The 14063-nt window shown below is 55.6% G+C and carries 15 protein-coding genes; 6 read left to right on the forward strand and 9 right to left on the reverse strand.

Annotation, left to right across the window (positions count from 1 at the left end):
* Positions 1-101: 101 nt before the first annotated feature.
* The 4 genes from DUD43_RS13640 to DUD43_RS13655 form a co-directional block, all read right to left on the reverse strand.
* Positions 102-428 carry a tetratricopeptide repeat protein gene (locus tag DUD43_RS13640; protein WP_153230701.1) on the reverse strand — a complete coding sequence of 109 codons (327 nt, stop codon included), beginning with the start codon at positions 426-428 and terminating at the stop codon, positions 102-104.
* Between the two features lie 215 nt (positions 429-643).
* Positions 644-1690 (reverse strand): peptidase M29, encoded by a 1047-nt coding sequence (locus tag DUD43_RS13645; RefSeq protein WP_035272122.1) that lies wholly within the window; start codon positions 1688-1690, stop codon positions 644-646.
* Between the two features lie 68 nt (positions 1691-1758).
* Entirely contained in the window at positions 1759-3090 is a 1332-nt protein-coding gene (locus DUD43_RS13650) for an MFS transporter (RefSeq protein WP_228125793.1), read from the reverse strand.
* Positions 3091-3149: 59 nt separating this feature from the next.
* Complete coding sequence (locus tag DUD43_RS13655) at positions 3150-3647, reverse strand: flavin reductase family protein (RefSeq protein ID WP_035272120.1); 498 nt, start codon at positions 3645-3647, stop codon at positions 3150-3152.
* A 292-nt stretch (positions 3648-3939) separates the two neighbouring features.
* Here DUD43_RS13655 and DUD43_RS13660 point away from each other — a divergent pair, with 292 nt between their 5' ends.
* On the forward strand, positions 3940-4245 hold the full coding sequence (locus tag DUD43_RS13660) for a Dabb family protein (protein WP_035272119.1): 306 nt from the start codon (positions 3940-3942) through the stop codon (positions 4243-4245).
* 147 nt (positions 4246-4392) lie between these two features.
* Complete coding sequence (locus tag DUD43_RS13665) at positions 4393-5289, forward strand: PaaX family transcriptional regulator C-terminal domain-containing protein (RefSeq protein WP_153230702.1); 897 nt, start codon at positions 4393-4395, stop codon at positions 5287-5289.
* Between the two features lie 14 nt (positions 5290-5303).
* Here DUD43_RS13665 and DUD43_RS13670 read toward each other — a convergent pair whose 3' ends face one another.
* The 3 genes from DUD43_RS13670 to icd all read right to left on the reverse strand — a co-directional run bounded on the left by DUD43_RS13670 (position 5304) and on the right by icd (position 9443).
* Positions 5304-6638, reverse strand: coding sequence for a carboxylesterase family protein (locus DUD43_RS13670; RefSeq protein ID WP_153230703.1), 1335 nt, complete (start codon positions 6636-6638; stop codon positions 5304-5306).
* 3 nt (positions 6639-6641) lie between these two features.
* On the reverse strand, positions 6642-7877 hold the full coding sequence (locus DUD43_RS13675; RefSeq protein ID WP_153230704.1) for an acyl-CoA dehydrogenase: 1236 nt from the start codon (positions 7875-7877) through the stop codon (positions 6642-6644).
* A 309-nt stretch (positions 7878-8186) separates the two neighbouring features.
* Positions 8187-9443 (reverse strand): NADP-dependent isocitrate dehydrogenase, encoded by a 1257-nt coding sequence (gene icd / locus DUD43_RS13680; protein WP_153230705.1) that lies wholly within the window; start codon positions 9441-9443, stop codon positions 8187-8189.
* A gap of 267 nt (positions 9444-9710) precedes the next feature.
* Here icd and DUD43_RS13685 point away from each other — a divergent pair, with 267 nt between their 5' ends.
* Positions 9711-10139: a DUF1841 family protein gene (locus DUD43_RS13685; protein WP_035272115.1), complete on the forward strand. Its 429-nt coding sequence runs from the start codon at positions 9711-9713 to the stop codon at positions 10137-10139.
* A 14-nt stretch (positions 10140-10153) separates the two neighbouring features.
* Here DUD43_RS13685 and DUD43_RS13690 read toward each other — a convergent pair whose 3' ends face one another.
* Positions 10154-10522 (reverse strand): c-type cytochrome, encoded by a 369-nt coding sequence (locus DUD43_RS13690; protein ID WP_153230706.1) that lies wholly within the window; start codon positions 10520-10522, stop codon positions 10154-10156.
* Between the two features lie 16 nt (positions 10523-10538).
* Entirely contained in the window at positions 10539-10895 is a 357-nt protein-coding gene (locus tag DUD43_RS13695; RefSeq protein WP_152602615.1) for a c-type cytochrome, read from the reverse strand.
* A gap of 217 nt (positions 10896-11112) precedes the next feature.
* Here DUD43_RS13695 and DUD43_RS13700 point away from each other — a divergent pair, with 217 nt between their 5' ends.
* Genes DUD43_RS13700 through DUD43_RS13710 form a run of 3 tightly spaced genes read left to right on the forward strand, consistent with a single transcriptional unit; the run spans position 11113 to position 13754 of the window.
* A complete protein-coding gene (locus DUD43_RS13700) occupies positions 11113-11970 on the forward strand; it encodes an AAA family ATPase (RefSeq protein WP_153230707.1) in 858 nt (285 codons plus the stop codon).
* Between the two features lies 1 nt (position 11971).
* Positions 11972-12592 carry a GNAT family N-acetyltransferase gene (locus DUD43_RS13705; RefSeq protein WP_153230708.1) on the forward strand — a complete coding sequence of 207 codons (621 nt, stop codon included), beginning with the start codon at positions 11972-11974 and terminating at the stop codon, positions 12590-12592.
* Positions 12582-13754, forward strand: coding sequence for a vWA domain-containing protein (locus tag DUD43_RS13710; protein ID WP_153230709.1), 1173 nt, complete (start codon positions 12582-12584; stop codon positions 13752-13754). The genes DUD43_RS13705 and DUD43_RS13710 overlap by 11 nt, the downstream gene beginning before the upstream one ends.
* Positions 13755-14063 lie beyond the last annotated feature (309 nt).

Here is a 14063-nt window from a genome sequence, read left to right on the forward strand (position 1 = left end):
CCTGCATGAAACGTATTGTGCCCCATTTATAAAGCTGTCACACTTAGGGAATGCACTGATACCCGCATGGTAAGAAAATATCAGTCGCCCATTCGCCGTCTTTATTCTGCGGCCTGGCCCAAGGCCTTCACGGCCCGCTTCAAAAACACCTGCATTTCTTTCTCAGCCTGCTTGTCGCCCTGTTCCTGGGCAATCACCAAGCCCTGCTCCAGAATTTCCTTGGCCTGTTTGAATTGTTCCAGGTTCACCAACACCCGCCCCAAAAGCTTCCAGGCAGCGGTGTAACGCGGATTCATTTCCACGGCTTTGGATAAATGCTCACGAGCCGCTTCCAGATCGCCCTCGCCCATACAGGCATTACCCAGGCCAAAGCGCAGCAAGGCATTATCCTTGCCTGCAGCCAGTAGTTTCTCCAATCCTTCGCGCATAATCCGTACCCTTGAAAACAAAGCAAGGCTGGGTCGTACCGCTTTCATGCAAAACAGAATAGCGACAACGACGAGCCTGAACAGCTTGATGACTATTGAACGGTATAGCCATAAACCATTGAGCTTGGTTTTGTACCACGGAATATCAAAGGGTGGCCCCAGCAGGTCGGGCTCTGTAGGCCCATTCCCCTGCGGGTGCCACCCTTATTAGCGCTTTAGGCCAGATCGCCTTGCAACACACCCTTGCTGACGACTTCACGGCCATCCAGGCTAACCGTGCAATTGCGCATCGGGTAGTCGAAATGACAATCGGAGAAACGCCCTGCTGCGGGATTCGCGCCGGTAGAAAAAAGGAAGTTGCCGGCAAAGGCGCGCAACTCGGTTCCGTTGGTATCGCGCTTGTCATACATGGCCATGGAATCCCAACGTGCCGCAGGAGCCATACCCCAGCCCACATGACTGACCGCATAGGCATCCTTGTCATTCCAGCTGGCGTAATAGGAACGGATCAAATCCGCGTCCACGCCCTTGCCCTCGATGGCCACCACATAATCGTTTTCGATACGCAGAGTCACAGCCGACTCCAGATAGCGCTTGAAGGTCAGGTTCACATCTCCGCTATCGAGCACCAGCGTGCCATTCACACTGCCATTACTGGGGTAGCAAATGCACAGACCGGCAGGCCAATAACCAAAGCTGCCCGGTTTGTCGGCAATCCCGGCACTGCCACGTCCGATCACACCTGCCAGGCTGACTGTCAGATCCGTACCGGCCTCGGAGCTGATGTGCATGACACTGGCATCGGTAATCAGCTTGCCGCCAATATCGCACTTGCTTTGCAAATAAGGGCTGGGTTTGACGCGCTCCAGAATCTCGGGATGCTCGTCGCTGATCATCATGATGCGGGCACCTTTGGCCAGTAGTGCGGCACGCTCGGGCGAGTGCAGCAGCCCTTCAACTGTGCAATCTACGATGAACTGGCTGCCTGCCAAAGCCTGAACAATCGGGTCCATGCCTTCCAGAGCCAGAGAAGTCCCGGTCGAGCGCAGGGCAATATTGCTTTTCAGACGTGGCGAGACCAGTTTCACATGACAAACCCGTGCGCCCATTTGCGTCAGGGCCAACTCGGCCAGCTCGGCCAGCACGGAGCGCGATTGCGTCTCGGACAGCACGACAGCCATCTCGCCGGGCTGCACCTTGCACAGTCCAAACACTTCTACAAAATCAGCAATCCACTTGCCTTCAATATGCTCACGCAACATCTCACTACTCCTAGAAAATTCAAAAAAGGCGCTGCGCAGCTTTTTCAGCCGGGCAGCGCCTGTACACATCAGTCGTGCAAATCCTTGCCCTTGGTCTCGGGCGAGGCAATGGTGGCCCACAAGGCCAGCACGCACAGGCCGATCAGGTACCAGTCAAAAACCTGCTTTTGATTGATGGAATGCAGCCAGGCTTGCAAATAGGGAGCGGTCCCGCCCGTCAGGGCACCGGCGACCGAATACGGCAATCCCATGGCAACCGCACGGATACGAGTGGGAAACTGCTCGGGGAAAAAAGCGGGCATGATGGCCGTGGGTGCCGAGATCAAGAGCATGCCGCCTGCCATGAACACCACCAGACGCCAGATCTCGCCCTGACCGCCGGTCAGCACCATGGTCAGCGGGATGATGCTGATGATGGAGCCGATGGAAAAGAAGTACCAGTTCGCCTTGCGGCCAAAACGATCCGAAAATGCGCCCCAGAAAATCAGGCACAGGATCAGGAACAGATTGGCCCCTACCCCCACCCACATCACCTTGGCGGCAGGCATGCCCAGAGAGGTGATGGCAAAGGTGGGCGCCATGATGGCCCAGACGTAATACAGGACGGTGCCGCCTGCCGACAAGGCAAACACGCGCAGGCAGGCGCTGCGGTACTTCCAGACCTCCGCCCAGAACACGCGCGCGCCAGGGCGTGCCGTTTTGCCCGACGCTTCCGCTGCCGCCTGACGGGCTTTGAACATGGGGGTTTCATCCAGCTTTCTGCGCAGATACAGCGCATATACCCCCAAGGCACCACCCAATACAAAAGGCACCCGCCATGCCCAGGCCCGAACGACCTCTTCACCCAGCAAGCTGGTCAGGCAGGCACTGAGCAATACAGCCGCCAGAACTCCGATCGTGACAAACACAAAGACAGAGGAAGACCACAGCCCGCGTTTGTGGGCAGGCGCCATTTCGGTGACGTAAGTGAAAGAAGACACCACTTCCCCACCATGACCAATGCCTTGCAACAAGCGGCCCATCAACAAGAACAAGGCGGCAATCGGTCCCACCATGTCATAAGTAGGCGCAATACCAATCACCAAGCTGCCCAGAGCGGTTACCAGCATGGACAGGGTCATGGTGAAGCGCCGCCCCTTGCGGTCGGCCAGCCAGCCAAAAAAGATACCTCCCAGCGGGCGCATGAAAAAGCCCACCGCAAATACTGCCAGCGTGCCCAGCAAGGCCGCCAGCGGGTCCTCGCTATGAAAAAACTGCTTGGCAAAATAGGCGGCAAAAATCGAATACGCCGTCCAGTCGTACCACTCCAGGGCGTTACCCGCCCCAACCCCCAAAATAACGCGTCGACGCTGCGCAGCAGTCATGGGCTGCTCGCGCAAAGATGATGTATGTGCGTCCAAGAGATGTCCCCTTCACTGTGATAGTTATGCTTCTTGTTTATTGTTTTTGATACGGCGGCTTAAGCCACCAACTGCGTGAAACGAGAACGATGAAAGATCAGTGGCGAGATTTCGCGCTCGATCTGCACATCGTGGATAAGCAATTGCACGGCATCATGGTCCCCAGCCGGATGCACTTGAAAAACACTGCAGTCAAACCAGACTGATGCCCCTTGTATATGGACGGCCCCCTCCTCGGTCAGCTCGACCTCGATATCGCTAAAGCGGCTGTCCTTGTCCGGCCCGGCCAGCTGACGGCAAATAGCCGCATGTTCAGCACTCAAAATTGATACCCCCAGACGCGAGGCGCGAGACAGCAGCGCCCAGGTCGAGGAACTTTTCTGCACAAAAAAGGCGGCCAAAGGCGGATCCAGCGATACCCCTACGGAAAAACTGGACGCAACAATGACTTGCGGCTTGCCATCGAGCACAGCCGCAATGGCGGCAACCCCTGATGGAAAGTGTCCGAAGGCTTCGCGTACCGCCCTGGCTCCCAACCCACTTATGTTTTCTTTCATGACGATGACTCTGCTCAGACGTTAAAGACCCAAAACCCAAAATGAGGCGAGCGCTCCTGCAGCCTGCTCGCTTGGCCTCAATTCTGTTTCGATCGTCATTTATTTGCAATAACAAAATCATCAACCAAGGATGTTTTTTGTTGATTTTAGGTATTAACCCTATGAAAAATCGTCGTTTTAAAAGCTATAGGCCTATACAATTCATCTAAATTTTATTGCGTATTATCTTTCGTCATTATTTATTTGCAACAATAAAACAGGCCAATGCCTCCTCCCAAGCATAAAGGACAGCATGTATCTACATATCGTTTTGATGGCGCCCCACACCCCGCTCAGCCCGGAGCTGGTCCCCAAGCTGGATCACGCCTTTATCCGCATACGCCAGGAGTGCCCAGGCATAGAGCGCTTTGAGTGGGTGCCGAATTTGTCGCGCAGCTCTGCGCGCTATAGCCATGCCCTGCTGTCTGTATTCCGCACTCAGGAAGCTCTGGATGCTTACAGAGAAAGCGATGCTCATCAGGCCATGCTGGATGCCATCGCTCCGCACATTCAGGACATCGTGGTGCTGGACAGCGTGCTGGAGGAAAACCTGCCCTGAGAATTCCCAGCCGCCACCCAGGCACACAAGACGTAACAAGCCCCCATGCGGCTGCGCTAGCGCCGCCGGGGCACGCACGGTAAAATGGCCCGCTACAAACCTACTATCAAAAATGGGTAGCAATCAGCCCCACCACCGGAAAACAGAATGAAAGCAAGCGTCGCGATTGATGAGTTCATCGCCAGCCGAGACCCTGGCGAGCACGAGCAACTTGCCCCGCATCACTACATTCTGACGCTCTACGGTCTGTTCGCCCGCCCCACTGGCGTCATCATTCCCGTGGCCAGCGTGGTCCAACTGCTGGCCGACCTGGGTGCTGAACCGTCCAGCGTGCGATCCGCCATTTCCCGACTCAAGAAAAAAGGTGTGCTGGTCAGCCAGCAAGCCGCCTCCGGTAAAGGCTATGCCTTGGCCGCCGAGCTGGAACCGCATATGCAAGCCGGTGACGAGCGAATTTTCTCCTCGCCCTCCATGAATATTCGGGACCCCTGGCTGCTGGTGTCCTTCTCCGTGCCCGAAAGCGAACGCCAGAACCGTCACAAGATTCGTACCGGCTTGGCCCGCATGGGTTTTGGCACGGTGAATGCGGGCCTGTATATAGGACCGGCGCGCTTGCAGGCGGAAGCTGTCGAGTACATACGCGAACACCAGCTCTGGCCTTACATCGAGCTATTCACCTGCGAGCCCAGCGGCCTGAGCGATATTCAGGAAAAGATTTCCCGCTGGTGGAATTGGGACAAGCTGGCCAATGAGTACCAGTCCTTTTTGAACTCGTATCAGCACGAGGTTGATGTCTGGCAAACCGCTTTGCGCCAAGGCACGGGCGACCCTCTGGAAGCCTTCCGACTCTATATGCCCATGGTGACACGCTGGCGCCGACTGCCCTTTCTGGATCCTGGCCTGGCGCCCGAGCTATTGCCTGACAACTGGGTCGGCAATACGGCCCGTAAATTGTTTGGTGATTTGCATCGACTGCTTAGCCCCTTGAGCTCGCAACACGTGCAGCAGGCCATTCCAAACTGGAAGGCCCGCGGCACGGAGTAAGCCCACTCCTTTCGTTACGCCCCTGCAAAGCGAGCGATGTCGCCCATCAAGTCCTGGGCGACGCGTTCAAACCGCTCCTGCGTCACCCCCTGCATCATGGGTGCATCCTGCCAGGCCTGGAAATTGCCAAACTGAAACGGCAAATCAAAACAATGCCCACTGAACACCGCCTCAAGCGGGCTTTGTTCCGTGAAGTCACTCCAAACCACAGAATGCCCCGCTGCCTTCAGGCTGGCCGCATACTGCGTAGGGAAACGCTGGAACTGCAACCAGGACGAGGCTGCCACCACTTGCTGATACGGCGCCAGGCCCGATTCCGCTCCCTGATACGCCCCATTTCGCAGCAGGCTGTCTGGTAAATCCTCTACAGGCCATACCCCCAAAGCCTGATCAACCTGCTCTTGCGTCGCCTGCCGATGAAAAGGCACGTCAAAAAAGAACACCGAGGACTCTTGGGCAGTACAGCGCAAATACACCGCCTGTGCATGACAGGCTTGCGCCGCCCAGTCAGGATTCAATAAATCCGGTGGCATCCCGGCACTAGCCACCGGCAAGAATGCCGAAGGAGCGTGAGCCAAACGTGGCGGCTCTTTGTCCAGGGCCATCATGCCGTGCTGCATCAAGGTATCCACGTCCGCTGTCAGCCACTGATCTCCCAGGCTTTGTCGCACGCGTTCCGTGGTTTTTCTTTGCTGCTCGGGCGACCACGGCGTGCGTGTTCCCATGCTGAGCAAAGCCACACGATCAATCCAACCTCGTGTGGACTCCAGCACGCTAAGCAAATGCGCATACCAACCACCCGCCGACTGCCCCATCAAGGTGATCTTGTCCGGATCGCCACCAAAGGCGTGGATACGATCCTTCACCCATTGCAGCGCCAAGAGCAAATCGGCTGCTGGCAAAGGCAAGTCGTCCGCTTGTGCATCACCCAAGTGCCCCAAGGCACCGAGACGGTAATTCACATTGACCACCACCATGCCCTGCGCTGCCAGGCGGGTGCCATCGTACCAATCCAAAGAAGCACCGCCACTCATCCAGGCACCGCCGTGGATAAAGAACAGCACGGGCAGACCTTGCGCTTGGGCGGGTGCCCACACATTCAGAAAATAAGCGTCTTCAGATTGTGGATTGGCACTGCCTGCGCCCATGACCGCAGCAAGACGGCTGGGGCGCTGCGGAAATAAAGGCACCTGATCCAGAGATGTCGCTGCCACTCGCCCCGTCGCCGCCTGCGCCGCCTCAAAACGGCGCGTGCCTTGGGCGTAACGCAGGCCATACCAGGCCTGCACCTCTACGCCATCGGCACGACAACGGCGCGAGGGAGCATTGATCAGCAATGTCGCCGTCATGGCTTAGAGCTTGTTGGAAATATAAGGCGTACCGGTCATGCCGTTGCCGTGCAGCTCGTACCCCATAGGCGCGGTAATCGAGGCATGGCGAGTACCTGTATTAATGTCCCGCCACATGCGGCCCAGCAGACTGTTTTCCGCAAAGGAGGCCGTGCCATGCAACCAGCACAGATTATTCACCGCATCCACCAGCTCGTGTCCGGCATGGCCGATCCCGGCGCGATGGCGGGCGCGCAGTTCCAAAGGCATGGGTACTGTGCCGGAGGCAGCAGCATCAATTTGAGTCGCAGCGCGTTCCAGCAATAAGCGGGCACCATCAATCTGGATACTGGCTGTGCCCAGGTTCTGCACAAACGCCCCCGAGTCCGACTGTTTCTTGTAATGGGTATAGGTAATGCCGCGCTTGCCACTGACACCACTGGTGAAATCTACGGCGGCTTGAGCCGCTCCCAACGATGGCGCTTGAATGCAGGTCGACATGGTCAGGTGCGGCGTCAAACGACGACCAAATGTGGCCGAGGGGTCTTGCTCCTGCACATCCCCCATCAATTGCTGAAACGTGATCAGGCGCTCTTTGGGCACCCACAGGTTTTCAGCCACCATGGTGTTGGAGCCCGAACCGCGCATACCGATGGTGTACCAGGTGTCCTGAATTTCAAACTCATCACGACGCATCAGCACAAAGCCCACGGTAGGCTCGACCAGCTCGCTTTCCTTGATGAACAGAATCCCCAGCGCCCAGTCCGAGTGATTGCTGTTCGAAGCAAAAGGCCACTTGCCCGTAATGCGCCAGCCATCGCCATCCGGCGTTGCCGTGCCTTGCGGCTGGGCAAAAATGGACGCGGCACGGATAGGGCCATCTGCAAACACCTCATCCAGCATGGCATCGCTAAAGCGGTTGGCCAGCATGACCGAACCATTCGAGATCACCACACACCAGGCAGCCGCCGGATCGTAATAGCCCACGGCGCTGGCGCACTGCAAGAGCATGTCCGCCCCACCCTCGTAACCACCGTAGCGCTTCAAGGCCGAAATGCGCCAGGCACCGGTGGACTCCAAAGCCTGAACGGCCTCATCCGACAACATGCGATTACGGTCAGCCTGTGGGGCCAGCTCGCGTAACAGCGGGCCGATTTCGTGGATACGCCCCAGAATCTCCTCAGTCTCCTGACGGGATGGTGCCTGGGTAACGGTGACCCGCTCGCGCTCGGCAACCAATGTAGCTCCTGTGATAGCCATAACTGCTCCTTAGAATTATTTGATATGGCAAATTTATAGCTATCGTCAGTTAATCGCAATATCAATAATTATAGAAACCGTCAAAACAGCTTGTTTTATTGGGTTTATTCGGGTTTTCACCTAGTAAAAATTACGTCCTATCTTTATTTTTAATTGCATAAAACTAACGATCAAAAATAATTTGAGCATAACCTCAGAAGAGAAAGACAGGAGTGGAACGGCCTGCCAAAGCATGAGACGAAAAAAAACCGCCGACCCGAAGGTCGGCGGTTTCTCATGTAGAGAACTGACTTTAACAGCCTGTTTTCATTACATGTTTTCGATCATGACATCGCCAAAACCGGAGCAGGACACTTGAGTAGCGCCTTCCATCAGACGGGCAAAGTCATATGTCACTTTACGCGAGGTGATGGATTTTTCCATGCTGGAGATGATCAGATCAGCAGCTTCAGTCCAGCCCATATGACGCAGCATCATTTCGGCGGACAGAATCAGCGAACCTGGGTTCACGTAGTCTTTGCCAGCGTACTTGGGAGCCGTACCGTGGGTAGCTTCGAACATGGCTACGGAGTCGGACAGGTTGGCGCCGGGAGCGATACCAATACCACCCACTTGAGCAGCCAGAGCGTCGGAGATGTAGTCGCCGTTCAGGTTCAGTGTGGCGATAACGTCGTACTCGGCAGGACGCAGCAGGATCTGTTGCAAGAAGGCGTCAGCAATCGAATCCTTGACGATGATCTCGCGACCGGTCTTGGGATTCTTGAATTTGCACCATGGGCCGCCGTCGATCAATTCAGCGCCGAATTCTTTTTGAGCCAGTTCGTAAGCCCAATCACGGAAGCCACCTTCGGTGAACTTCATGATGTTGCCCTTGTGAACGATGGTCACGGAAGAGCGATCGTTGTCGATGGCGTACTGGATGGCCTTGCGCACCAGGCGCTCGGTACCTTCGCGGGACACAGGCTTGACACCGATACCGGAGGTATTGGGGAAGCGGATCTTGTTCACGCCCAGGGTGTTTTGCAGGAAGTCGATCAGCTTCTTGGCGCTTTCGGACTCAGCAGCAAATTCGATACCGGCGTAAATGTCTTCGGAGTTCTCGCGGAAAATAACCATTTCGGTCTTTTCTGGCTCACGCACAGGCGAAGGAACACCCTTGAAGTAGCGCACTGGGCGCAGGCAGACGTACAGGTCCAGTTGCTGACGCAGGGCCACGTTCAGGGAACGGATGCCGCCGCCAACGGGAGTCGTCAGAGGGCCTTTGATGGATACGACGTAGTCTTTAACGGCATCCAGGGTTTCTTCTGGCAGCCACACGTCGGAACCGTACACCTTGGTGGATTTTTCACCGGCGAACACTTCCATCCATTCGATCTTGCGCTTGCCAGCGTAAGCTTTGGCAACCGCAGCGTCGACCACCTTGATCATGACTGGCGAAATATCCACGCCCGTACCATCACCCTCGATGTAAGGAATAATGGGTTGATCGGGAACATTCAGGGAAAAATCCGCGTTAACTGTAATTTTCTGCCCCGACGCGGGGATCTTGATATGCTGATAGGACATGGATGCTCCAGTTGTGCTCCAATATTAGGGATAGCTAAACACGGAACGCTTTTGCGTTTCCGAAGTCTTATATAAGAGTTTAACTTAATTCGCGCGTATTCAGGCACCTGTAAACTCAAAGCTTGCCAAAAATGCTTGCATTCTTGACAACTTATCCATTCTACACGGCCCCGATTGCAGCTTGTGCCGGCCTTGCGCCCCCACCGTTTCACGTCAAACGCGCGCCGAAGATTCGTATTTTCCGACTATTTTTTTCTCGATTCCACCATGTTCAACCCCTCTCGCGAGCAGGTTCGCCAATTTTTCATTGAAGCTTGGGACAAGCACCAAAGTGGTCATCTGCTGACCGCTTTGGAAACCATGGCGGTGGATCTGGTGCAACAGCACCCTGAATACCACGACGACTTGCGCAACGCCGACGCCGTCAACCAGGACTATTCCGTGGAACAAGGGCGCAGCAACCCCTTCCTGCACCTGTCCATGCATCTGGCCATCAATGAGCAGCTATCCATTGACCAGCCTCCGGGCATCAAGGGCGCGTATCAGCGCTTGCTGGCCAAGCACGACCAGCACGCCGCAGCGCATATCATCATGGAAGCGCTGGGCGAGGTGATCTGGGAGGCACAACGTCTGGGCACACCGCTGAACAACGAGCGCTATATCGAATTGATCTTGCGCCACAGCACACGCGACTAAAGCCACAGGCTGCTTTACTTTCTATTGCTCAAGGGGCCGGGCTGACGCGACAGCCAGACAGAAATACTGTCAATATCCGCCTGGCTCATGGTGTTGGCCATCGCCCCCATCACCGCATTCTTGCGAATATTGGACGTTGCCGGTGCCCCGGCCTGACCACGCTGATAGGCCATCAGGGCCTGCCGCAAATAATCCGCATGCTGGCCTGCCAGAATGGGATATTCCGGGTTCAAGGGCGTTTTCGCATCGTCACCATGACAGGATGCGCAGTTCAGATTCTTCCAGGCTTCCCCGCCTGCCTTGGCCAGATCTTCAGCAGCCATTGCCTGACCACCCACTACGCTCATCAGCCCCATTGCCACCAGCAAGACTGTTTTTCTCATACGTGCCTCCCCGTCCTTAAGGTTTGTTGCCCGCGTAATACGCGGCAATATCCGCCATGTCCTGTTCGGACAAGCTCAGCGCAATGGCTTGCATGGTGGGGAAGGTTCGAGCACCGCTGGCATACTCCTTGAGCGCTGCTTCTATATAAGCAGCCCCCTGCCCGGCAATCATGGGGACGTGATAGACCTCGGGAAAGCTTGCCTTGTAACCAGGCAAGCCATGACAGCCTATACACATGGAGATCTTGTCGCGCGCTGCCTCGGGATTGGCCTTGATCGGCTCGGAATCCTGCGCCTGAGCTGCTGACAGCAGACAGGAGCTTGAGGCCAGAAGAAAGAAAGAGACATACCGCTTCATTTGCAACTTCATCATCGCTATTCGCTTTGTCGTGGAGTTGAAAACGGTCCGGGTCAGGCTCTGCGTCTATTGCAGCAAAAGGTGAATCAACGCGACACCTGGCTCTGTGATGCTGACCGACGAGTACTGAGTCGATTGTATGATAATTGCCAAGGATGACTGATACTAGTATTTATACCCGAGTTTCTATTCTTGACAGATCAACATTTTAAGTACAAGTTTGAGCCGACTTATGACTACTGCGACCCGTTTTGAAGGCACCGATCAATACGTTGCCACTGATGATTTGAAGCTGGCTGTCAACGCCGCCCTGACACTGCAACGCCCTTTGCTGATCAAAGGTGAGCCCGGTACCGGAAAAACCTTGCTGGCGGTAGAAGTGGCCCGCGCACTGGGACGCCCCCTGCTGCAATGGCACATCAAGTCCACCACTAAAGCGCATCAGGGACTGTATGAATATGACGCTGTCTCGCGTCTGCGTGATTCCCAATTGGGCGATGAAAAAGTCCGCGATATTGGCAACTACATTGTTCAAGGCACCCTGTGGCAAGCCTTCGAGTCCGACGAACCCACCGTGGTGCTGATCGACGAAATCGACAAGGCCGATATCGAGTTCCCCAATGACTTGCTGCAGGAACTGGACCGCATGGAGTTTCATGTTTACGAGACTCGCCAGACCGTTACCGCGCGTCATCGCCCCTTGATCATCATTACGTCCAATAACGAAAAAGATCTGCCCGACGCCTTCCTGCGCCGCTGTTTCTTCCACTACATTCGCTTCCCCGAACGCGAGACCATGGAACAGATTGTGGCCGTGCACTACCCCAATCTGCGCAGCGATATTCTGTCCAGCGCCCTGGACACCTTCTTTGCCCTGCGTGATGTCCCTGGCCTGAAGAAGAAACCCTCCACCTCGGAATTTCTGGATTGGCTGCGTCTGCTGCTGGCCAACGACATTCCTGCCGATGCCCTGCACGAGCTGGATGAAGGCCTGCCTCCCATGGCCGGAGCCTTGCTGAAGAACGAACAGGACTTGTCCTTGATGCAGCGCCTGGCCGCCATGAGCCAACGCAGCCAGCGCCGGAGCTGATATGCAAACAAGCGCTTTTTCCCAAGCCATCGCTCCCCTGACGCTGGAAGGATGGGGAGTGCGTCTGGAGCCTTTACAACTGGCGCATGTGGAATTGCTGGAAGCGGCTGCGACCGATGGCGAGCTTTGGAATGTGCGTGTGACCAGCGTCCCCGCTCCAGGCCAGGCCCAAGACTATGTGCAAAAGGCGCTAGACGGTCTGGATCAAGGCCATATGCTGCCCTTTCTGGTGCGTGACCTGACAACCGACCGAGCTGTCGGCACCACGCGCTATCACGACATTATTGCGCCAGTGGCCCGCCTGGAAATCGGCTACACCTGGTACGCTCGCAGCGCCCAGCGCAGTCACATCAATACCGCGGCCAAGCTGCTCTTGCTGCAACATGCATTCGAGACCCTGGGAGCCGGAGTCGTAGGCTGGCGCACGGACCATCTGAACTTCAAATCCCAACAAGCGATCACCCGCCTGGGGGCGCGTTTTGATGGGCGGATTCGCCACCACGCCATGCGCCGCGACGGCACGATACGCGACACCATGTTCTACAGCCTGATGGCAGGCGAGTGGCCCGATACCCGCGCCCACTTGCTGGACAAACTAAGGCAGTACGGCCATGTTGCTTGATTTCTTCTACCACCTGCGCGAACGCGGCCTGCCGGTTTCCATTCAGGAACACCTGACGCTGCTGGACGCCCTGTGCAAAGGCATCATGCCGCCCACGCTGGACGACTTCTATCATCTGTCCAGACTGGTGCTGATCAAGGACGAAACGCTGTACGACCGCTTTGATCTGGCCTTTGGCGAGTTCTATCAACCGCAGCTGGAAGCGCTGGCCAAAGATAAAACCCTGCCCGAGGACTGGCTGCGTAAAACCTTGACGCGCAACCTGACCCCGGAACAAAAAGCCGCGCTGGAAAAGCATGGCCTTGAAAAACTGCTGGAGATGTTCAAGGAACGCCTGAAAGAGCAGCAAGGGCGACATGCAGGTGGCAACAAATGGATTGGCACGGGCGGCTCTTCACCTTTTGGACACGGCGGCTATCACCCCGAAGGTATCCGTATCGGCGGCCCTTCTGCGGGGAACCGTACGGCCATCAAGGTCTGGGAAAAGCGCGAGTTCGTGGATTACGACGACCAGCAAGAGCTGGGCACACGCAACTTCAAAATGGCGTTGCGACGCCTGCGCCGCTTTGCCCGCCAGGGCGCCCCCACCGAGCTGGATCTGGACAGCACCATACGCGAGACAGCTCGCAACGCCGGCATGCTGGATCTGCAAATGCAGGCCGAGCGACAAAACCGCGTTAATGTGCTGATGCTGCTGGATATAGGCGGCAGCATGGATGATCACATCGCTCAGGTGGAAGCCCTGTTCTCGGCCGCGCGTTCCGAATTCAAACACCTGGAGGCCTACTACTTCCATAACTGCGTGTATGAATCGGTATGGCGGAACAACTCACGCCGCCAAAGCGAAAGGCTGGAAACATGGGACTTGCTGCGCAAGTACAACGAGGACTGGCGCATCATTATTGTGGGTGACGCCACCATGAGTCCTTACGAGATCATGGCTCCAGGCGGTTCTGTTGAGCACTACAACAAGGAAACCGGCGCAGCCTGGCTGCAAAGGCTGAACGACCACTGGCCCCGCGTTGCCTGGCTCAACCCCGAGCCGCAGGCTTACTGGCCCTACCGCCAGTCCATCGCCATCATTCAGAACCTGATGTCCGACCATATGTACCCCGTTACCAGCGCAGGGCTGGAAGAGGCGATGCGGTACTTGTCCCGCTAGCTTTAGACTTCTATCCAGCAGGAAATTAAAAGACCCGAGTTTCGGGTCTTTTTTTGTTTGGAGCCATGGGATCAAAATCAATAAGAATGGGGTTAACCCAGCAGAAAATGGCTAACAGAAAGCCTAAAAAAACCGCCAATAAAGAAAACTTTATTATATAAATTTTTGTTATTTACAAATAACAAAAAACCATAAACAAAAAAGTTAGCCGCAAAAAATTATAAATATAAAACCAATTTAACATAGGAAAAAATTTAGAAAAACAAAAGATAGAGATTAAAAATTAAGGCGGCAAACAAAAAAAACACA

It is taken from the genome of Alcaligenes faecalis (assembly GCF_009497775.1).
GTDB lineage: Bacteria > Pseudomonadota > Gammaproteobacteria > Burkholderiales > Burkholderiaceae_B > Alcaligenes > Alcaligenes faecalis_D.